Genomic DNA, 19235 nt, shown 5'->3' with positions numbered 1-19235 from the left:
GGATGCCCTATCTCGCCTATGTCGGCGCGGCGGTGGCGGAGATCGCCGGCTGCTTCGCCTTCTGGGCGTGGCTGAGGCTGGGCAAATCGATCTGGTGGATCGCCCCCGGCGCCGCCTCGCTCTGCCTGTTCGCATGGTTGCTGACCCTGGTGCCGGTGGATCAGGCCGGGCGGACCTATGCGGCCTATGGCGGCATCTACATCGTCACCGCGATCGGCTGGCTGTGGCTGGCGGAAGGCGTGCGGCCGGACCGCTGGGATTTGATCGGCGCGCTCGTCTGCCTGATCGGCGCAGCGATCATCCTGTGGGGACCGCGCGGACGCTAGCCGGCCAGCCCGGAATGAGGGGGATGAGCGGCTCGGCAGCTGCTGAAACGGGTTCGGGATGACGGGGAATATCGACCCCTAATTGCCGCGCGGCACCGGCGTCAGCAGCGGCCTGCCGGCGAAGAACGCGTCGACATTGTCGATGACGAGCTGGGCCATGGCGGCGCGTGTCTGGCGGGTGGCGCTGCCCATGTGCGGCATGAGCACGACATTCTCCATCGCCAGCAGCGCTTGCGGCACATTGGGCTCGTCCGCGAACACGTCGAGGCCGGCGCTGCCCAGCCGGCCCTCGGCCAGCGCCGCGACCAGCGCCGCCTCATCGACCACCGAGCCGCGCGCGATGTTGATCAGCATGCCGTCAGGCCCCAGCGCGTCGAGCACGGCGCGGTCGACCAGCCCGGCGGTGCCGGCGCCCCCCGCCGTCGCCACCACCAGCACATCGACGGAGGCGGCCAGCGCCACCGGGTCGGCCTCATAGCGCCACGGCACGTCCCGCCGCTCGGAACGGGCGTGATAGGCGATCTCGAGGGCGAAGGGCACGGCGCGCCAGGCGATGGCGCGCCCGATGCGCCCGAGGCCGAGAATGCCGATGCGCCGGCCGCTGAAGCGGGTGGCGAGCGGCGCCGCGCCGTCGCGCACCCAGCGGCCGCCGCGGACATAGCGGTCCATCGCCGGAATGCGCCGCGCGGTGGCGATCATCAGACCGATGGCGAGGTCGGCGACGTCGTCGGTGAGCACGTCCGGCGTATTGGTCACCTCGGCGCCACGGGCATGGGCGTGGGCGACGTCGGTCTGGTCATAGCCGACGGCGCAGACCGCGATCAGCTTGAGGTCGGGCAGCCGGTCGATGGTGGCCGCGTCGATGCCCTCGGTGCCGCCGGTGATCACCACCTCGATGCCGGGCGCCGGCTCGCTGAGCAGGGTGTAGCGCGTGGCGAGATCGTCCAGCGCCCAGGGCGACGGGTTGCGCATGAGCATGAGGACGGGCGGCTTGGCGGATGGAGTCTCGGTCATGAGGCGGGAATAGCGATCCCCGGCATCGACTGTCCATCGCATGGGCGCTATCCCGGCCGCGTGACCAGCCCCGACCGCCTTATCAGCCCCGCCCGCGCGCCCGAGGATGTCGACGCCGCGCTGCGCCCGCGCACCCTCGACGACTTCGTCGGGCAGAAGGCGGCGCGGGAGAATCTGCGCGTGTTCCTTCACGCTGCCAAGGCGCGGGGCGAGGCGCTCGACCATGTGCTGTTCTTCGGCCCTCCCGGCCTCGGCAAGACGACGCTCGCCCAGATCGTCGCGCGGGAGATGGGCGTCGGCTTCCGCGCCACCTCCGGCCCGGTGATCGCCAAGTCGGGCGATCTCGCGGCGCTCCTCACCAATCTCGAGGATGGCGACGTGCTGTTCATCGACGAGATCCACCGGCTCAGTCCGCAGGTCGAGGAGGTGCTTTATCCGGCGATGGAGGATCGCGCGCTCGATCTGATGATCGGCGAGGGGCCGTCGGCGCGCTCGGTGCGCATCGATCTGCCGCGCTTCACGCTGGTCGGCGCGACGACCCGGCAGGGCCTGCTGACGACGCCGCTGCGCGATCGCTTCGGCATCCCGATCCGTCTGCAATTCTATACCGTGGACGAGCTGGAGCGGGTGGTGACGCGCGCCGCCGGGCTGCTCGGCCTCGGCATCGCGCCCGACGGCGCTTCCGAGATCGCGCGGCGCGCGCGGGGCACGCCGCGCATCGCCGGCCGGCTGCTCCGGCGGGTCCGCGACTTTGCCGATGTCGCCGGCGCCGGGACGGTCGACGCCCGGGTGGCGGACGCCGCGCTCAACCGGCTGGAGGTGGACGCGCTCGGTCTCGACGCGATGGACCGGCGCTATCTCCATATGATCGCCGACATCTATGCCGGCGGGCCGGTGGGGGTGGAGACGCTCGCCGCCGGCCTGTCCGAGCCGCGCGACACGATCGAGGAAGTGATCGAGCCCTATCTCATCCAGCTCGGCCTGGTGGCGCGGACCGCGCGCGGGCGAGTGCTGAACGGGCGGGGGTGGACCCATCTCGGCCTCGTCCCGCCGCGGGGCGGTCAGGACGGCCTGTTCGATTGATCATATCCGGGGTTCCACCCTGCGAATCGGACCAGTAAAGCGGGGCCATGGCCGGGCATCCTCTCGACCGCCCCTATGAAGGTGGCTTCCTCGGAGGCGTGCATCATTTCGCGGTGCGCGTCTATTTCGAGGACACCGATGTCGGCGGCGTCGTCTATCACGCCAATTACCTGCGCTTCATGGAACGGGCGCGGTCGGACATGCTCGCCTGCGTGGGGATCGACCAGCGCGCGGCGCATGAGGCCGGCGAAGGCGTCTATGCCGTCACCCATGTCGATCTGCGTTTCGTCCGCCCGGCGCGGCTCGGCGATGCGCTGGTCATCGAAAGCCGCGTGCTGCGTTCGCGCGGCGCGTCATGCGCCATTCATCAAAGAGTCAGGCGCGATGGGGAGGAGATTGCCGTCGCGGACGTAACGGTCGCCTTCCTGTCGCCGGACGGCCGCCCGCGCAGGCAACCAAAACCATGGGTCGGGATTTTCGATGATTTGGCCCGGGCGTCTAACCATCAGGAGGAATCGAGCCCCGCATGAGTGTCCTGCCCGCCGCCGCCGCAGCCGGTGCCAGCATATCGCCGGTCGCCCTCTTCCTTCAAGCCGACATCGTGGTGAAGACGGTGATGATCGGCCTGCTCGCCGCCAGCATCTGGACGTGGTCGATCATCATCGGCCACGTTCTGCGCATGCGCCGCCTCGGCGGCGCCAATGAGCGCTTCGAGCAGGATTTCTGGAAGGCCGAGGATATCGACACCTATTATACCGCGCATCGCGCCTCCGAGCTGCCGAGCGCGCGGGTGTTCCTGGCCGGCGTGCAGGAATGGCGCCGCTCGACCAAGGGGCCGGCGGTGGACCGCACCGGCACGCGCGCGCGGCTCGCCAGCATCATGGGCTCGGCCGCGGACGCGGAGATGGATCGCCTGTCGGACAAGCTCAACATCCTCGCCACCACCGGCGCGGTGGCGCCGTTCGTCGGCCTGTTCGGCACCGTATGGGGCATCATGCGCGCCTTCACCGATATCGCCGCGCAGGAGAATTCGAGCCTCGCCGTGGTTGCACCGGGCATCGCCGAGGCGCTGTTCGCGACCGCCCTCGGCCTGTTCGCGGCGATTCCCGCGGTCATCGCCTATAACCGCCTGACCCACGGCCTCAATCGGCTCGAGGCGCGGCTGCATCGCTTCGCCGATGCCTTCCACGCCACGCTGAGCCGCGAGCTGGAGGCCGAATAATGGCGATGAGCCCGATCCAGTCCGGCGGGCGCGGACGGCGGGGACGCGCGCCGATGGCCGAGATCAACGTCACGCCGCTGGTCGACGTGATGCTGGTGCTGCTGATCATCTTCATGGTCACCGCGCCGCTGCTGGTCACCGGCGTGCCGGTGAACCTGCCGGACAGCCGCGCCGGCGCGCTCGATCAGAAGCAGCAGCCGGTGCAAATCTCGATCGACGCCCAGGGCCAGACCTTCGTCGACGATCAGCAGGTGGCGACGGGGGTATTGCCGGAGCGGCTCGCCGCCATCGCCACCGGGCCAGAGGGCAGGGAGCGACAGGTCTATCTGCGCGCCGACGCCAGCCTCGATTACGGCCGGGTGATGGCGGTGATGGGCGAGCTAAACCGCGCCGGACTGAACAAGGTGGCGCTGGTGTCATCGGCCGCGAACAACGGCGCCGCGGCAGACCAGCCGGGCGAAGCGGGCGAGGCGGCGCAATGAGCATGGACCGCGCGGAACGGACCGGGCTGGGCCTGTCGGTGGCGGGGCATGTCGCCCTGTTCGCCGCGCTCTCGCTCGGGCTGTTCGCCGCGCGCAACAAGATGCCGTCGCAGAATCAGCCGCTCGACGTGATGTTCGTCGACGAGGTCGGCCTGACCGCGGCCGCGCCGAAGGCGTCGAACGAGGCCGCCGCGCCCTCGGTCGCGCCGGAGCAGGGCAAGCCGGAAGAGGCCGCCGCCCCGCCCGAGGCGGCCGCCCCCGCGCCGAGCCCGCCCGAGCCGCAGGCCGCGCCGCCCAAGCCGGCGCCGAAGCCGGAGCCCAAACCCGAGGCGGAAAAGCCGGCGCCGGCCAAGCCGACGCCCGCCGCGAAGCCGGTGCCGAAGCCGTCACCCAAGCCGCTTGGCGCCGATTTCCTGAAGAGCATCAAGACCCAGGCGGCGAGCGAGGGCAAGAGTGCCTCGGCCGACACGAACAAGGCCAAGGGCGCGCGCCTCGGCCCGGATTTCCTGAAAGGGCTGGGGGCCGCGCAGGGCAAGGCCAACACCCCACCCGCGCCGATGAGCGGCGTGGCGCAAGCTTCGCTCGCGGCCGCGATCCGCGAGCAGCTGGCGCGCTACTGGGTGCCGCCGTCCGGGCCGATCGGGGCGCTGCGCACGTCGCTGCGCGTGCATCTCAACCCGGATGGCTCTATCGCCGGCCGGCCCGAGGTGATCGGCCAGGACGGCATCAACGACAGCAACCGTTCTTACGCCCGCCAGCATGCCGACGCCGCGATCCGCACCGTCTACAAGGCGGCGCCGCTCAAGCTGCCGCCCGACCTTTATGATTACTGGAAGCTGCTCGAGCCGCTCAACTTCGACGCTACGCTCGAACGATGAACCCGGAGACGCCGATGCCGCGCCTTAAATCCCTCCTCCTGCTCGTGCTCGCCACGCTCGCCGCGCCGGCCGCGGCGCAGCTTCGGGTGGACGTGAGCGGGGGCATTTCCCAGCCGATGCCGATCGCGATCCCGGACATGCCGCCCCGCGTCGCCATGCAGACCCCGGCCGGCGAGACGACGGCGCTCGGCCGGCAGATCGCCAAGATCGTTTCGGACGATCTCAAGGGCTCCGGCCTGTTCCGGCCGGTGGCGAGCCCGCCGCCGGTGTCGCTGACGCAGATGGATGCGCCGGATTACCCGACCTGGGCCAACACCGGCGCGCAGGCGCTGGTGCAAGGGTTCGTCCAGGCCAATGGCGACGGCACGATCTTCGTCGGCTGCTATCTCTACGATGTGTTCGCCCAGACCGAGCTCGCCCGGCAGGGCTTCACGCTGCGGCCGGAGCAATGGCGCCGCGGCGCGCATAAATGCGCCGACGAGGTTTATGCGCGGCTGACCGGCGAAGGCCCCTATTTCGACAGCCGCGTCGTCTACGTCTCGGAAACGGGCCCGAAGAACAACCGCATCAAGCGGCTCGCCATCATGGACCAGGACGGCGCCAACCACCGCTTCCTGACCAACGGCCAGAGCCTCGTCCTGACGCCGCGCTTTGCGCCCAACCAGCAGACGATCGTCTATATGTCGTTCCAGAACGACCGGCCGCGCGTCTATGTCTATGATGTCGGCTCCGGCCGGCAGCGGCTCGTCGTCGACCAGCCGAACATGACGTTCGCGCCCCGCTTCTCGCCGGACGGGCACTGGATCGTCTTTTCCATGTCGGTGGCCAACAATACCGACATTTATCGCGTCGCGGCGAGCGGCGGCCGGCCGGAACGGCTGACTACCTCGCCCTCGATCGACACCGCGCCGAGCTATTCGCCGGACGGCAGCAAGATCGTCTTCGAGAGCGACCGGTCCGGCGGGCAGCAGATCTACGTCATGAACGCCGACGGATCGAACCAGCAGCGCATCAGTTTCGGCAGTGGCCGCTACGCCACGCCGGTGTGGAGCCCCAAGGGGGACCTGATCGCATTCACCAAGATGGACGGCAATTTCCGCATCGGCACGATGTCGCCGGGCGGCGGCAACGAGAAGGTGCTGACCAACAGCTGGCAGGACGAGGGGCCGAGCTGGTCCCCGAACGGCCGCGTCATCATGTTCTTCCGTTCCGCGCAAGGGTCGGGCAAGGCTGATCTCTGGTCGGTCGATCTGACCGGCGTGAATGAGCGCCGGATCCCGACCCCGCTCGACGGATCGGACCCCGCATGGGGCCCGATCCTGCCATGAACCAAGGCCGGGTTGACGCAGCCGCGTCAAACGGCGACCCTCCCGCGTGTCGCGTCTGGCGGGGGGTGGTAAAATCCCGACTAACCACGAAGAGGATCGACTATGCCCAGCACCCCGGCCAGACTACTGGCTATAGCCGCGCTCATCGCCGTTGCCGGTTGCGCGAAGAAGGCGCCGCCGGAGCTGCCGCCGCCGCCGCCGAGCCCGGCCGCCGAGCCCGCTCCGACGCCGCCGCCGCCGCCGCCGCCCACCGCGCAGAACGGCCCGCGCCCCGGCAGCCGCGCGGAGTTCATTGCGCAGGCCGGCAGCGACCGCGTCTACTTCGCGCTCGACTCGCAGGATCTCGATTCGGACGCGCGCGCGACGCTCGACGCGCAGGCGCAGTGGCTCGCCAAATATCCGAACGTCCGCGCAACGATCGAGGGCCATTGCGACGAGCGCGGCACGCGCGAGTATAACCTCGCCCTCGGCGATCGCCGCGCCAATGCCGCCAAGAATTACCTGGTCGGCAAGGGCATCGACGCCGGTCGCCTGTCGACGATCAGCTACGGCAAGGAGCGCCCGACCGCGCTCGGCTCCGACGAGGCGGCCTGGCAGCAGAACCGTCGCGCCGTGACGGTGGTGCCGGAATAAGCCGGAGCCCCAGGGCATCGGACTGGAAACGGGTCGCAATTCGGATAGAATTGCGGCCCGTTCTTTTTGGGAGCGCGCCGTGGATGACGCGCGCCGCTACTGGTTCGCCCCGAAGCGCTATCGCTACGGAACCGGAATGCCGATCACATGCGAGGTGGCGCACGCGTGGCGGCTGGCGGTGGCGGTCGGGTGAGGGCGACCGGCCCTAGCCTCGCGGCTTGGGGAGCAATGGCGAGCCCGGGGCGGGTGCGGTGCCGCCGAGCGCCTCGTCGAGCAGGCGCGCCAGCCTGAGACCGCCTTTCTCCACCTGCCTGCGCACCGCCGGAACGAGCGCCGCGATCTGCTCCTGGCTGAGGCGCGGCCGCATGCCTTGCGGCACGAGCGCGCAGGCATCGCCGGAAAGCAGCGGCGCGTAGGCGAGATCATGGGCGACCTGCCAGCCGTCGCGCGCCCAATCCTCGACACTGCCGGCCTGGAGCCGGGCCCTCTCCTCCGCGCCGAGGCCGGCCAGCAGACCGTCCGGCGCGGCCGGCGGGGTGGACAGCGCCCGTTCGGGCAGCAGCCCGTCCCAGATGGAATGGAGATTGGTGCGCCCGCCGATCAGGCCGTAATCGGCGGCCAGGTCGTTGCCGCCACGATCACCGCGATCGCCGGCGTGCATCGGTTGGGAAATGTCGCCCATGAAATGGGTGAGCAGCAGCAGCGCCTCGACCCGGTCGCGCAGCGGCAGGCGCGGATCATGGAGCATGCGCGCCGCCCGCTCGATCTGCGACGACACGCAATTGCCGTCGGCGCATGGCGTCGTGAGGTCGAACGGTTTGCACACGTCGACATTCTCATAATGCCAGGAATAGATGTAGCTGAAGCGGTCGCCCAACGGCTTGATGCAGTCGGCCCACACGCTCGCCTCCTCCAGCGTCCGCGCCGGGCAGGTCGGCGTGCGCATCAGCCCCTGGTGGCGCAGCAAATCGCGGATCGCGGCGCGGGTGCGCGGCGTGACCGAGCGCATCGCCACCGCGGCCACCATCTCGTGCCCATATTCCCACCAGGCGAGGGCCGGCGCGGGCATCACCGCCACCAGCGCGGCGACAAGGGCGGCGGCCAGGCGGCGCATCAGGCTTCGTCTCCGTAGATCGCGACCAGTGTCGGAAGGTCGGCACCGGCGACGCCGCGGTACATGGCGGGCGTGGTGAAGCGCCAGGCGTGGCGGCCGTCCGGGGCGGCGACGATGACCCCGCCGGTGCCGCCCATCGCCCTGATCTCGGCCAGCACGGTCTCGGCCGCCGCCTCGGGCGCAAGGCCGGCGAGGCGCATCCGCGCCGCGATTTCATGGGCGGCGCAGGCGCGGATGAAATACTCCCCGGCGCCGGTGCAGGAGATGGCGCCGGCGCGATCGTCCGCCCAGGTGCCGGCGCCGATCAGCGGCGAATCACCGATCCGGCCCCAGCGCTTGGCGGTGAGCCCGCCGGTCGAGGTGGCGGCCGCGACATGGCCGGCGGCATCGCAAGCGACAGCGCCGACCGTGCCATATTTCATGCCGCTGTCGAAGCCGGCGCCGGCCTTCAGCTCGTCGAGCTGGCGGCGCCGCTCGGCAATCGCGAACCACTCCGCGCCTGCCTGCTCCAGTCCCTGGGCGAGGGAGAACTCGTCGGCACCCGCGCCCGACAGCAGCACATGCTCGCTATTGTCGAGCACGGCGCGGGCGAGGCTGACGGGATTGCGCGTGGCGGTGACGCCGGTGACGGCACCGGCGGCGCGATCGGCGCCGGCCATCACCGCCGCATCCATCTCGTTTCCCCCGTCCCAGGTGAAGACCGAGCCGCGCCCGGCGTTGAAATGGGGATCGTCCTCCAGCACGCGCACCGCCGCCTCGACCGCGTCGAGCGCGCCGCCGCCGCCGGCCAGCACGGCCTTGCCCGCCGCCAGCGCCGTCGACAGGCCAGCCCTCGCGCCGGCATCCTCGGCGGGCGTCAGGCGATCGCGGCGCATCGCGCCCGCGCCGCCATGGATGAGGAGCCTCCAGGTCACCGGCGCGCCTTTAACGGTGATGGGAGGAATTGCCACCTCCTGTGTTTGGCCTCGGCCGGCGATCGGCTATAGGGCATGACGCAGTTACCGGAGCGTTTCATGTCGATCCGTCCCTGGCGCGATATCATGCGCCGCCAATCCCGCCAGATCATGGTCGGCAATGTCCCCGTCGGCGGCGATGCCCCGGTGACGGTGCAGACCATGACCAACACGCCCACCCCCGACGTGACGGCGACGATCGACCAGATTCGCCGCTGCGAGGATGCGGGCGTCGACATCATCCGCGTCTCCTGCCCGGACGAGGAATCGACGGCGGCGCTCAGGCAGATCGTGCGTGCCTCGCGCGTGCCGATCGTGGCCGACATCCATTTTCATTACAAGCGCGCGCTGGAGGCGGCTGACGCGGGCGCGGCCTGCCTGCGCATCAACCCCGGCAATATCGGCTCGGAAGCGCGCGTGCGCGAGGTGGTCAACGCCGCCAAGGCCAATGGCTGTTCGATCCGCATCGGCGTCAACGCCGGCAGTCTCGAAAAGGACCTGCTGGAGAAATATGGCGAGCCCTGCCCCGAGGCGCTGGTGGAAAGCGCGCTCGACCATATCAAGCTGCTCGAGGACGCCGATTTCCGCGAATACAAGGTCGCCGTGAAGGCGTCGGACGTGTTCCTTGCCGTCGCCGCCTACCAGCAGCTGGCCGAGGCGGTCGATTGCCCGCTGCATCTCGGCATCACCGAGGCGGGCGGGTTGATCGGCGGCACGGTGAAGTCCTCGATCGGGCTCGGCTCGCTGCTCTGGTACGGCATCGGCGACACCATCCGCGTGTCGCTGTCCGCCGAGCCGGAGGAGGAGGTGCGCGTCGGCTTCGAGATCCTCAAGGCGCTCGGCATCCGCAATCGCGGCGTGCGCGTCGTATCCTGCCCGTCCTGCGCGCGGCAGGGCTTCGACGTGATCCGCACCGTCGAGACGCTGGAGGCGCGGCTGCAGCATATCCGCACGCCGCTGTCGCTTTCCGTGCTGGGCTGCGTGGTCAACGGGCCGGGCGAGGCGCGCGAGACCGATATCGGGCTGACCGGCGGCGGCAACGGCAAGCACATGGTCTATCTCAAGGGCGTCACCGATCATACCGTGCAGGACGCCGACATGCTCGACCACATCGTCAGGCTGGTCGAGGCGCGCGCCGCCGAGATTGAGGCGGAGAACGATGCCGCGGCCCAGGCCGCGGAGTGAGCATCACCCCGGCTGAGGCAATCGCCGTCCGGGCCTTTGCCGCGGCCGGGCTCGGCATCGCCCTGTTCGCGGCGATGGATGCGGTGATGAAGGGGCTGAGCCTCGCCATCGGCGCCTATTCGGCGATGGTGTGGCGGTGCGCGGCGGGCTGCGTCATCGCCGGGCTGCCGTGGCTCGCCACGCGCCCGTCCGTGCCGGCAGCCGGCGCGATGCGGCTGCACCTGCTGCGTGGGGCCGTCACGGCGCTGATGACGGTGAGCTTCTTCTGGGGGCTGGCGCGGGTGCCGATGGCGCAGGCGATCGCGCTGACCTTCGTCGCGCCTTTGCTCGCGCTTTACCTGGCTGCCGTGCTGCTCGGCGAGAAGGTCGGACGGGGCGCGATCCACGGCAGCCTCGTCGCCTTTGCCGGCGTGCTGGTGATCCTGGCCGGCGCGACGCGGGGGGAGGGGGATCCGTCGCGGCTGCCGGGTATCGCGGCGATCATCTTCTCGGCCTTGTGCTACGCCTATAATCTCGTCCTCCAGCGCCAGCAGGCGCAGGCGGCGGGGCCGCTGGAGATCGCCTTCTTCCAGAGCGCCACGATCGGGCTGTTCCTCGTGCTGGCGGCGCCTGTCGTCCCGATCGCTTCCCCGGCTGGTCATTGGTGGGAGATCGCGCTGGCGGCGCTGCTCGCCAGCGTGTCGTTGCTGTTGCTGTCATGGGGTTATGCGCGCGCGCCGGCCAGCTATCTGGTGCCGGTGGAATATAGCGCGTTCATCTGGGCCTGCCTGTTCGGCTGGGCGGTGTTCGGCGAGGCTGTCGGGCTCGCGACGCTCGCCGGCGCGGCGCTGATCGTGTGCGGATGCGTGGTGGCGATGCGCAGCCGGCCGGTGGCGGTGGCGGGCCCCGGCAATGTGGAGATAGGGCTTTGAGTGTGATGGTGCGCGTGGCACGTCCGGGGGACGAGGCGGAAATCCTGCGCATGATCCGTGCGCTGGCTGCCTATGAGCGCGAGCCCGATGCGGTGAAGGCGACGGAGGCGTCGCTGCAGGCGGCGATGTTCGGGCCGGATGCCGGCGTCCATGCCTTCATCGCCGAGCTTGACGGGCGCAGCGTCGGCCTCGCCCTGTGGTTCCGCAACTTCTCGACCTGGACGGGCACGCAAGGCCTGTATCTGGAGGATCTGTTCGTCGACGAGGCGGCGCGCGGGCGCGGCGTCGGGCGAGCGCTGTTCCGCGCATTGGCCGGAGAGGCGGCACGGCGCGGCTATCAGCGGATCGACTGGGCGGTGCTCGACTGGAATATCGAGGCGATGGACTTCTACACCCGCATCGGCGCGCGTGCGACGCGCGGCTGGCAGCCCTGGCGGCTGGACGCGGCCGGTATCGCCCGGCTGGCGGCGGAAGGCTGAACCATGGCCTGGATGCTGCTCATCATCGGCGGGTTGTTCGAGGTGGGCTTCACCACCTGCCTGCGTTTCGTCGACGGCTTTCGCAACATCCCGTGGACGCTGGGCTTTCTCGGCTCGGTAAGCCTGTCGATGGGGCTGCTGGAACTCGCCTCGCGAACGATCCCGATGGGCACCGCCTATGCGGTGTGGGGCGGGATCGGCGCGGTCGGCACGGTGATCGTCGGCATCGCCGCGTTCGGCGAACCGGCGAGCGCGCTGCGCGTCGCGCTGATCCTCGTCGTCGTGCTGGCGATCGGCGGCCTGAAGCTGCTCGCCTAGGATCGTGCCCTAGCCGCCCAGCACGTTGATCGAGAAGGCCAGCACGCCGATATTGAAGATGAAGGCGGCGAGGCTGTGGAACAGCGCCGTCGTGCGCAGCGCGCGGGAGCGGATCGACACGTCGGAGGTCTGGAACGTCATGCCCAGCGTGAAGGCGAAATAGGCGAAGTCCCAGTAATCGGGCTCGTCGCAGTCCGGGAAATCGAGGCCGCCTTTGTCCTCGCCCTCCTGCTGCAGGTAGAAGACGTGCGCATAATGGAGTGCATAGACGGCGTTGGAGAACACCCAGGCGATCAGCAGGGTGGCCACGATCAGGCCCGCCACGGCCGGGCTGGGGCCGCCCTTGCTGGAAAGCTCGGCCGCGATCGCGGTCATGATCGCGACCATCACCGCGCCGGTGATGGCCAGCAGCAGCACGCGGTTGGCATCGTTCGCCCGGGAGCGCGCCCGCATCGCGTCGGCGCCGCGATCACGGAACAGCGGAACGAGCGAGAGGAGAAACCCGACGGCGGCGACGTCGAAGCCGATCAGGAAGCCGCGCCGCCAGCCCATCGAGCCGACGGCCACGGCGACGCCTGCGGCGAGCAGCCCGAGGAACAGCACGAAACGTGCCGGTGCGATCCGGCTGCCGATGCCCGTCATCGGCTGAGGATAGCGTGGAGGGCGATCAAGGTCACCGCCCCGCCCCGATCAGAGATGCGACTTGGTCTGGCCCTTGGCCGTCTTGTTGGCGTCGATCGCCTCGACGATGATGCGCTTGGCCTCCTCGGCGTCGCCCCAATTGCCGATGCGCACCCACTTCTTGGACTCCAGGTCCTTGTAATGGGTGAAGAAATGCTCGATCTGCTGCATCACGATCTCGGGCAGGTCATGGCCCTCGACGACGTTGGTGTAGTAAGGGAAGGTGCCGTCGATCGGCACGGTGAGCAGCTTCTCGTCGCCGCCGGCCTCGTCCTCAAGCTTGAGGACAGCGATCGGGCGCACGCGGACCACCGAGCCGGGGATGAACGGCGAGCGCGCCACCACGAGCGCGTCGAGCGGGTCGCCATCCGGCGACAGCGTATGCGGCACGAAGCCATAATTGGCCGGATAGCGCATCGGCGTATGCAGGATGCGATCGACGAACAGCGCGCCGGACGCCTTGTCGAACTCATATTTCACCGGCTCGCCGCCGACGGGCACCTCGATGATCACGTTGAGCTCGTGCGGCGGATTCGGCCCGATGGGGATGAGATCGATGTTCATGCTGCGGGCGCATAAGCAGTGATACGTCCGGCCTCAAGCCAGAATCGGCGAATGATATTGCGAATGCGAAGGATGTTCCGCGTGCCGCCAATTTGCTCTACTGGCCGCACCCCATGACAAGCATGACGACGCCGCGCCCGATACGCGGCACGCAGGACATGATCGGCGACATGGCGAGGCGCTTCGGCCGGGTGGTCGAGGCCTTCGAGACGGTGCGCCGGCTTTACGGCTTCGGGCGCGTCGAGATGCCGGTGTTCGAGGCGACCGCGGTGTTCGCGCGCTCGCTCGGCGAGACCACCGATGTCGTTTCCAAGGAAATGTACAGCTTCGAGGACCGCGGCGGCGAATCGCTGACGCTTCGGCCCGAATTCACGGCCGGCCTGTGCCGCGCCTTCCTGACGGAGGGCTGGCAGCAATATGCGCCGCTGAAGATCGCCACCCACGGCCCCGTCTTCCGCTATGAGCGGCCGCAAAAAGGGCGCTATCGCCAGTTCCACCAGATCGACGCCGAGGTGATCGGCGCGGCCGAGCCGATGGCCGATGTGGAGCTGCTCGCGCTCGCCGACCAGCTTCTCCACGAGCTCGGCATCGCCGATGGTGTCACGCTGCAGCTCAACACGCTCGGCGACCGCGAGACGCGCGACGCCTGGCGCGCGGCGCTGGTCGCCCATTTCGAGCGGCATCGCGGCGAATTATCCGAGGACAGCCTGACGCGGCTGGAGAAGAATCCGCTGCGCATCCTCGATTCCAAGGACCCGCGCGATCGTCCGGTGGCCGATGCAGCACCGGGGATCGACGCCTTCCTGACCAGCGAGGCCGGCATTTTCTTCGAGAGCGTGACCAAGGGGCTGGACGCTGCCGGCGTCGCCTGGGTGCGCAACGATCGGCTGGTGCGCGGCCTCGATTATTATCGGCATACCGCCTTCGAGTTCGTCACCGATCGGCTTGGCGCGCAGGGCACCGTTCTCGCCGGCGGCCGGTATGACGGGCTGATCCAGTCATTGGGCGGGCCGGAGACGCCGGCGGTGGGCTGGGCGGCCGGGATCGAGCGGCTGGCCATGCTGCTGGATGAGCCGGCGGCGGAGCGGATCGACGTCGCTCTGGTGCCGATGGGGGCCGCCGCCGAGGCGGTGTGCGCCGGCCTCCTCGCGCGGCTTCGGCGAGCGGGCATCGCTGCCGACATGGGCTGGCGCGGCAATATGAAGAAGCGGATGCAGCGCGCCGACGCGGCCGGCGCGCGCTATGCCGTGATCATCGGGGACGACGAGATCGCGCAGGGGCAAGCGTCGGTGAAGCATCTCGCCACCGGCGAGCAGCGCACCGTGCCGATTGAGGGCGTGGCAGACGCGGTGGCGTCTTGACCCCGACGATCAGCGACCAGCGCATCGCGGCGATCGAGGCGCGGCGCGACGAACTCGGTAACGCGATGGCCGCGCCCGGTCTCGCCCCCGAGCGCTTCGTCAGCCTGTCGCGCGAATATGCCGAGCTGGAGCCGGTGGCGGCGGCGGCGGCCGATGTGCGGCGGCTGCGCGCCGAGGCCGCCTCGCTGACCCAGATGACGCGCGACGCCGACGACGAGCTGCGCGCGCTCGCCGCCGAGGAACTCACCGAGAATCAGGGCCGTCTGGCCGAGGCGGAGCGGCATCTCGCCATCAGCCTGCTGCCGCGCGACGCCGCCGACGAACGATCGGCCATTCTCGAGATTCGGGCCGGAACCGGGGGCGACGAGGCGGCGCTGTTCGCCGGCGACCTGTTCCGCATGTACCAGCGCTATGCCGACAGCCGGGGCTGGCGGGTCGAGCTGATCTCGGCAAGCCAGGCGGAACTCGGCGGCTATAAGGAAGTGGTGGCGAGCGTCACCGGCCAGGGGGTGTTCGCGCGCCTCAAGTTCGAAAGCGGCGTCCATCGCGTGCAGCGCGTTCCCGCCACCGAGAGCGGCGGCCGCATCCATACCTCGGCGGCGACGGTGGCGGTATTGCCCGAGGCCGAGGAGGTGGACGTGCAGATCGACGACAAGGATCTGCGCATCGACGTGTTCCGTTCGTCCGGACCGGGGGGGCAATCCGTCAACACCACGGATTCCGCGGTGCGCATCACCCACCTGCCGACCGGCCTCGTCGTCAGCCAGCAGGACGAGAAGAGCCAGCACAAGAACAAGGCCAAGGCGATGAAGGTGCTGCGCGCCCGGCTCTACGAGCTGGAGCGCGAGCGGCTGGCCAGCGCGCGGGCGGGCGCGCGCAAATCCATGGTCGGATCGGGCGATCGATCGGAGCGCATCCGCACCTATAATTTCCCGCAAGGCCGCGTCACCGATCATCGCATCAACCTGACGCTGCATCGCCTGCCCGAGATCATCGAGGGGCAGATGGATGAGCTGCTCGGCGCGTTGATCGCCGAGGATGAGGCGGCGCGGCTCGCCAATCTCGACCAGGATGGCTGAAACCCTCCGCGCCGCGATCGCGCGGGCGGCGGCGGCATTCGCGGAGTTCAGCGATACCGGCCGGCTCGATGCGGAATTGCTCGCCGCCCATGCGCTCGGCGTGAGCCGCGACGCGCTGCTGCTCGGACGGCTGGACGATGCCGTGCCCGCCGGATTTGCGGCGCTGGTGGCGCGGCGGCTGGCGCACGAGCCGGTCGCCTATATCGTCGGCCGGCGGGATTTCTGGACGGTGAGCCTCGCCGTCGGCCCGGGCGTGCTGGTGCCGCGCGCCGACAGCGAGACGCTGATCGAGGCGGCGGTGGAGCATTTCGCCGGCACCGCGGGCCCTCGCTCCGTGCTCGACCTCGGCACCGGATCCGGCGCGCTGCTGCTCGCCGCGCTGGACCAATGGCCCCGCGCGCGGGGCGTGGGCGTCGATGCCTCGCCCGCCGCGGTGGCCATCGCCGCCGGCAATGCCGCCATTCTCGGCATGGCGGCCCGCGCCGAGATCCGCCCGGGCGGCTGGGAAGGCGATGGCCGGGCGCATGATCTGGTGCTGTGCAACCCGCCCTATGTCGAGGCTGGTGCGGCGTTGCCGCGCGAGGTGGCCGGGCATGAGCCCGCCTCGGCGCTGTTCGCCGGCGCGGATGGGCTCGACGATTATCGCCGGCTGGCGCCATTGATCGGCGCCCAGATCGCGCCGGGCGGCGTCGCGTGCATCGAAATCGGCAGCGCCCAGGCCGAATCCGCGGGCGCCCTGTTCCGCGCCGCCGGCCTCCGCGTGGCGCTCAGGCCCGATCTCGCCGGGCGGCCCCGTTGTCTGGTTGTAACGACAGCTTAACTGAAATCTGTGCATAACCCCCTTGGATTTACCGGCGCGAACTCCTAAGTGGGAAGCACGAGACGGGGGCCTCGGACAGGCCGGGTTTGATCATATGGCACGATGCCATGGCAGCCCGCATGCGAGGCCGACCCGTTTGCTGACCCCATATGTCCACGCCGCGCCCGGCCGTTGAGCCCGAGCGGCGCCGGCATGATGCGGTGGCGGATGGCGTGATGCGCCTCTGTCGCGGCCACGGGTCTGCGCATGGATTTGCCCGGGAATGGCCTGGGCGTGGAGTGGTTGAAGCTACCACCAGTGACGAGGACGTTCGGACCTTGATCAACAATCGGCAGAACGGCCGCCGTGGGCGCGGCCGGGGTAACGGCATGCGTCCCATGAACGGTGGCGGCGGCGGCGGAGGCGGCGGCCAGGATCGCGGCAATCGCATCGACAATCGTGCCCGCGGCAACGCCAACCAGCTTCACGAAAAATACAAGACGCTCGCCCGCGACTCCCAGATGCAGGGCGATCGGGTGATGACCGAATATTATCTCCAGTTCGCCGACCATTATTTCCGCGTGCTGAGCGAGACCCGCGGCCGCTTCGAGGAGCAGAAGCGCCAGCGCGGTGATTTCCAGGACGATTATGACGGCGAGGAAGGCGACGGCGACCTGAACGCCACGGATGCCGGCGATCGCTATGACGATCAGCCCCAGCCGCAGCAGGCCCGCCGCAATGGCGAGGCGAATGGCCACGTCAATGGCGAGCGTCAGCCGCGGCCGGAGCGCCGCGAACGCGCCCAGCGCGACGATCGCCGCGATCGCAACGCCCAGCCCGAGCGCGAGGAGCGCCAGCAGCTGTCCTTCGCCGATGACGAGCCCGCGGAGGAGGCGCCGGTCGTCGCCGCCGCGATGCTCGAGGACGAGGCGCCGGTGGCGCGCCGCCCGCGCGGCCGTCCGCGCCGCGAGCGCCCGGCCGAGACGGAGGCCGCCTCGCGCATCGATGGCGAGCGTCCGCTGCCCGCGTTCCTGGCCGAGCCCGCCGCCGCCGAACCGGTGGCTGCCAGCGATGTCGCCGAAAAGCCGCGCCGCCGCACCACGCGCCGCCGCGTCGATTCCGGCGACACCTTGCCGGTCGAGGCCTGACGCCTCCCGGTAACGATCCAACAGGACGGGGCGGCGCCGGATGCGGTGGCCGCCCTTTCCTTATGCTGCGTCGCGCGGGATCGGGCGCGGGCGGTGATCCTCGTCGAGCGCGACGAAAGTGAACAGCGCCTGCGTCACCTTCACCTCCGTGGCGCCGCGATCGCGACTGGCGACGACCTCGATGCGCACCGCGACCGAGCTGCGCCCGATCCGCTCGACCTTGCCATAAACGGAGATCAGATCCTGCAGCAGGATCGGCTCGATGAACTGCATGGCATCGATGGCGACGGTCGCCACCGGCCCCTGGGCGACGCGCGCGGCGACGATGCCGCCGGCAATGTCCATCTGCGCCAGCACCCAGCCACCGAAGATATGGCCGTTGGTGTTGATATCCCCCGGCCGCGGCACGACCCGCAAGACCGGCTCCGGCACGTCGTTCATCGCCGCGGCGCCTTCCTGTCCCAATCCTCTTCCTCTTCCGGCGCGATCTCGCCGACAATGTCGTCATGGCCGCTGCCCGCGCTGAGGAAGACGAGCCCCATCAGCGCCGTGCCGAGCAGCATCGACAGGCCGACGCCGGCAATGGTGGCGATGACCATCGGCAGCGGCATCGGCGTGCCGCTCGCCTTCAGCCAGACGAGCACGGCCGCCACCACCAGGGCGGCGACCAGCGCCATCCACCGCATCAGCCGGCGATAGCGGGCCCAGGCGTGGGCCCTTTCCTCGGGAGTCGCGCGCATGGCTTTCCTTTGGAACGGCGAAGTGTGATCATCAACCCAGCAAAAACCCGACAAAGAGGAGAGAGGCCATGACCATCGCCACGATACTCGAAGGCAAGGGCAATGCGGTGGTGAGCGTCGCCGCCGAGACCAGTGTGGCAGGGGTGGTGCGGATACTGGCCGAGAAGCGGATCGGCGCCGTGCCCGTGGTCGAGCAGGGAAATGTGGTCGGCATCTTTTCCGAGCGTGATGTCGTCTACGGCCTGGCACAAGACGGCGCCGCGATGCTCGAGCGGCCGGTGCGCGAGGTGATGACCAGCCCGGCGGTGACGGTGGATCGCAAGGTCCGGATCATCACCGCGCTGGCGATGATGACCCGGCGACGCATCCGTCATTTGCCGGTGGTCGAGGACGGCGCGCTGATCGGGTTCGTTTCGATCGGCGACCTGGTCAAGCGCCGCATCGATTCGATCGAGGGCGAGGCCGAAGCGATGCTCACCTATATCCAGCAGGTCTGAGCCAGGGTCCATCGGCCGGGGCGCCGCGCAATGGCCGGCGATCGTGAGTTTTCCGCCATCCGAAGCGCCCGAGTCTCCATTTTTTCGAATCACCGGGGGCCGATTCGGACTGGTGTCTGGCCGAATGGGACGGCGGAAAACCCCGAAAACCGGGCGGTTTGAAAGGGTGCGCAACAAAATTGCAAAATTGGAGTTGACCGGCCGCGGCCGCGGACATAGATAGCCCCTCGTCAACGGCGCTTTGCCACGGCGAAGTGCGGTTCACCGCCATCGGCACCCACGAGGGCCCGACCTGGAAGGGGAGGGATCAAGGGGGTGTCGGCTTGGCGGTTGGCTCTTTCTCATTGTTGGATTGATGAAGGGACATGTGGGCGGCGGCCCCGGTTACCCAGGGTCTTTGGGCCTGGGTGGATCGGACAAATCAGGCCGTTCCTATATGT

At 69.5% G+C, this 19235-nt stretch carries 23 protein-coding genes and 1 pseudogene; 17 read left to right on the top strand and 7 right to left on the bottom strand.

What is annotated here, in order from left to right; translation table 11 throughout:
- Positions 1-2 precede the first annotated feature (2 nt).
- Complete coding sequence (locus KOF26_RS03235) at positions 3-326, top strand: YnfA family protein (RefSeq protein ID WP_216320050.1); 324 nt, start codon at positions 3-5, stop codon at positions 324-326.
- A 78-nt stretch (positions 327-404) separates the two neighbouring features.
- Here KOF26_RS03235 and KOF26_RS03230 read toward each other — a convergent pair whose 3' ends face one another.
- On the bottom strand, positions 405-1340 hold the full coding sequence (locus tag KOF26_RS03230) for a 2-hydroxyacid dehydrogenase (protein WP_216320047.1): 936 nt from the start codon (positions 1338-1340) through the stop codon (positions 405-407).
- Positions 1341-1400: 60 nt separating this feature from the next.
- On the opposite strand from KOF26_RS03230, the gene ruvB reads away from it, so the two are divergent.
- The 7 genes and pseudogenes from ruvB to pal all read left to right on the top strand — a co-directional run bounded on the left by ruvB (position 1401) and on the right by pal (position 6966).
- Positions 1401-2423 (top strand): Holliday junction branch migration DNA helicase RuvB, encoded by a 1023-nt coding sequence (gene ruvB, locus KOF26_RS03225; protein WP_216320044.1) that lies wholly within the window; start codon positions 1401-1403, stop codon positions 2421-2423.
- A gap of 47 nt (positions 2424-2470) precedes the next feature.
- Complete coding sequence (locus tag KOF26_RS03220) at positions 2471-2953, top strand: YbgC/FadM family acyl-CoA thioesterase (RefSeq protein ID WP_216320040.1); 483 nt, start codon at positions 2471-2473, stop codon at positions 2951-2953.
- The gene (tolQ, locus tag KOF26_RS03215) at positions 2950-3645 is read left to right on the top strand and encodes a protein TolQ (protein ID WP_216320037.1); all 696 of its coding nucleotides are present in this window, start codon (positions 2950-2952) and stop codon (positions 3643-3645) included. Before KOF26_RS03220 ends, tolQ begins: the two co-directional genes overlap by 4 nt.
- Positions 3645-4127: a protein TolR gene (gene tolR / locus KOF26_RS03210; protein WP_216320034.1), complete on the top strand. Its 483-nt coding sequence runs from the start codon at positions 3645-3647 to the stop codon at positions 4125-4127. Before tolQ ends, tolR begins: the two co-directional genes overlap by 1 nt.
- A complete protein-coding gene (locus tag KOF26_RS03205; protein ID WP_253201074.1) occupies positions 4124-5005 on the top strand; it encodes a cell envelope integrity protein TolA in 882 nt (293 codons plus the stop codon). Before tolR ends, KOF26_RS03205 begins: the two co-directional genes overlap by 4 nt.
- A 62-nt stretch (positions 5006-5067) precedes the next feature.
- A pseudogene (gene tolB, locus KOF26_RS03200) lies at positions 5068-6333 on the top strand (Tol-Pal system beta propeller repeat protein TolB); the annotation flags it as partial.
- 102 nt (positions 6334-6435) lie between these two features.
- Entirely contained in the window at positions 6436-6966 is a 531-nt protein-coding gene (gene pal, locus KOF26_RS03195) for a peptidoglycan-associated lipoprotein Pal (protein ID WP_216320028.1), read from the top strand.
- 205 nt (positions 6967-7171) lie between these two features.
- On the opposite strand, the gene KOF26_RS03190 is transcribed toward pal, so the two are convergent.
- Positions 7172-8080, bottom strand: coding sequence for a S1/P1 nuclease (locus KOF26_RS03190; RefSeq protein WP_216320025.1), 909 nt, complete (start codon positions 8078-8080; stop codon positions 7172-7174).
- A complete protein-coding gene (locus KOF26_RS03185; RefSeq protein ID WP_216320022.1) occupies positions 8080-8994 on the bottom strand; it encodes an isoaspartyl peptidase/L-asparaginase family protein in 915 nt (304 codons plus the stop codon). The genes KOF26_RS03190 and KOF26_RS03185 overlap by 1 nt, the downstream gene beginning before the upstream one ends.
- A 99-nt stretch (positions 8995-9093) precedes the next feature.
- Here KOF26_RS03185 and ispG point away from each other — a divergent pair, with 99 nt between their 5' ends.
- Genes ispG through KOF26_RS03165 form a run of 4 tightly spaced genes read left to right on the top strand, consistent with a single transcriptional unit; the run spans position 9094 to position 11926 of the window.
- Complete coding sequence (gene ispG, locus KOF26_RS03180) at positions 9094-10218, top strand: flavodoxin-dependent (E)-4-hydroxy-3-methylbut-2-enyl-diphosphate synthase (RefSeq protein ID WP_216320019.1); 1125 nt, start codon at positions 9094-9096, stop codon at positions 10216-10218.
- A 2-nt stretch (positions 10219-10220) separates the two neighbouring features.
- Positions 10221-11129, top strand: coding sequence for a DMT family transporter (locus tag KOF26_RS03175; protein ID WP_216321620.1), 909 nt, complete (start codon positions 10221-10223; stop codon positions 11127-11129).
- 5 nt (positions 11130-11134) lie between these two features.
- Positions 11135-11608 (top strand): GNAT family N-acetyltransferase, encoded by a 474-nt coding sequence (locus tag KOF26_RS03170; RefSeq protein ID WP_216321617.1) that lies wholly within the window; start codon positions 11135-11137, stop codon positions 11606-11608.
- A 3-nt stretch (positions 11609-11611) separates the two neighbouring features.
- On the top strand, positions 11612-11926 hold the full coding sequence (locus KOF26_RS03165) for a DMT family transporter (RefSeq protein ID WP_216320017.1): 315 nt from the start codon (positions 11612-11614) through the stop codon (positions 11924-11926).
- A 9-nt stretch (positions 11927-11935) separates the two neighbouring features.
- On the opposite strand, the gene KOF26_RS03160 is transcribed toward KOF26_RS03165, so the two are convergent.
- Together KOF26_RS03160 and ppa are read right to left on the bottom strand one after the other, a co-directional pair.
- A complete protein-coding gene (locus KOF26_RS03160) occupies positions 11936-12568 on the bottom strand; it encodes a DUF1345 domain-containing protein (RefSeq protein WP_216320015.1) in 633 nt (210 codons plus the stop codon).
- A 48-nt stretch (positions 12569-12616) separates the two neighbouring features.
- On the bottom strand, positions 12617-13171 hold the full coding sequence (gene ppa / locus KOF26_RS03155; RefSeq protein ID WP_216320013.1) for an inorganic diphosphatase: 555 nt from the start codon (positions 13169-13171) through the stop codon (positions 12617-12619).
- A gap of 113 nt (positions 13172-13284) precedes the next feature.
- Between ppa and hisS the strand changes: the two genes are divergently transcribed.
- From hisS to KOF26_RS03135, 4 genes are all read left to right on the top strand, one after another.
- Complete coding sequence (hisS, locus tag KOF26_RS03150; RefSeq protein WP_216320010.1) at positions 13285-14532, top strand: histidine--tRNA ligase; 1248 nt, start codon at positions 13285-13287, stop codon at positions 14530-14532.
- A complete protein-coding gene (gene prfA / locus KOF26_RS03145; protein WP_253201073.1) occupies positions 14529-15611 on the top strand; it encodes a peptide chain release factor 1 in 1083 nt (360 codons plus the stop codon). The genes hisS and prfA overlap by 4 nt, the downstream gene beginning before the upstream one ends.
- Entirely contained in the window at positions 15604-16431 is an 828-nt protein-coding gene (gene prmC / locus KOF26_RS03140; RefSeq protein ID WP_216320008.1) for a peptide chain release factor N(5)-glutamine methyltransferase, read from the top strand. Before prfA ends, prmC begins: the two co-directional genes overlap by 8 nt.
- A 278-nt stretch (positions 16432-16709) precedes the next feature.
- Positions 16710-17558 (top strand): DUF4167 domain-containing protein, encoded by an 849-nt coding sequence (locus tag KOF26_RS03135; RefSeq protein ID WP_363181707.1) that lies wholly within the window; start codon positions 16710-16712, stop codon positions 17556-17558.
- A 60-nt stretch (positions 17559-17618) separates the two neighbouring features.
- On the opposite strand, the gene KOF26_RS03130 is transcribed toward KOF26_RS03135, so the two are convergent.
- Complete coding sequence (locus KOF26_RS03130; protein ID WP_216320002.1) at positions 17619-17999, bottom strand: acyl-CoA thioesterase; 381 nt, start codon at positions 17997-17999, stop codon at positions 17619-17621.
- Entirely contained in the window at positions 17996-18298 is a 303-nt protein-coding gene (locus KOF26_RS03125) for a hypothetical protein (RefSeq protein WP_216319999.1), read from the bottom strand. Before KOF26_RS03125 ends, KOF26_RS03130 begins: the two co-directional genes overlap by 4 nt.
- A 68-nt stretch (positions 18299-18366) precedes the next feature.
- Here KOF26_RS03125 and KOF26_RS03120 point away from each other — a divergent pair, with 68 nt between their 5' ends.
- Positions 18367-18795 (top strand): CBS domain-containing protein, encoded by a 429-nt coding sequence (locus tag KOF26_RS03120; protein WP_216319996.1) that lies wholly within the window; start codon positions 18367-18369, stop codon positions 18793-18795.
- The last annotated feature ends 440 nt before the right edge of the window (positions 18796-19235 follow it).

It is taken from the genome of Sphingomonas quercus, from assembly GCF_018863195.1.
In the GTDB taxonomy this organism is placed as follows: Bacteria; Pseudomonadota; Alphaproteobacteria; order Sphingomonadales; family Sphingomonadaceae; genus Solisphingomonas; species Solisphingomonas quercus.
The sequence above is the reverse complement of the archived record's forward strand: the minus strand, read 5'-3'. Positions and strand labels throughout refer to the sequence as shown.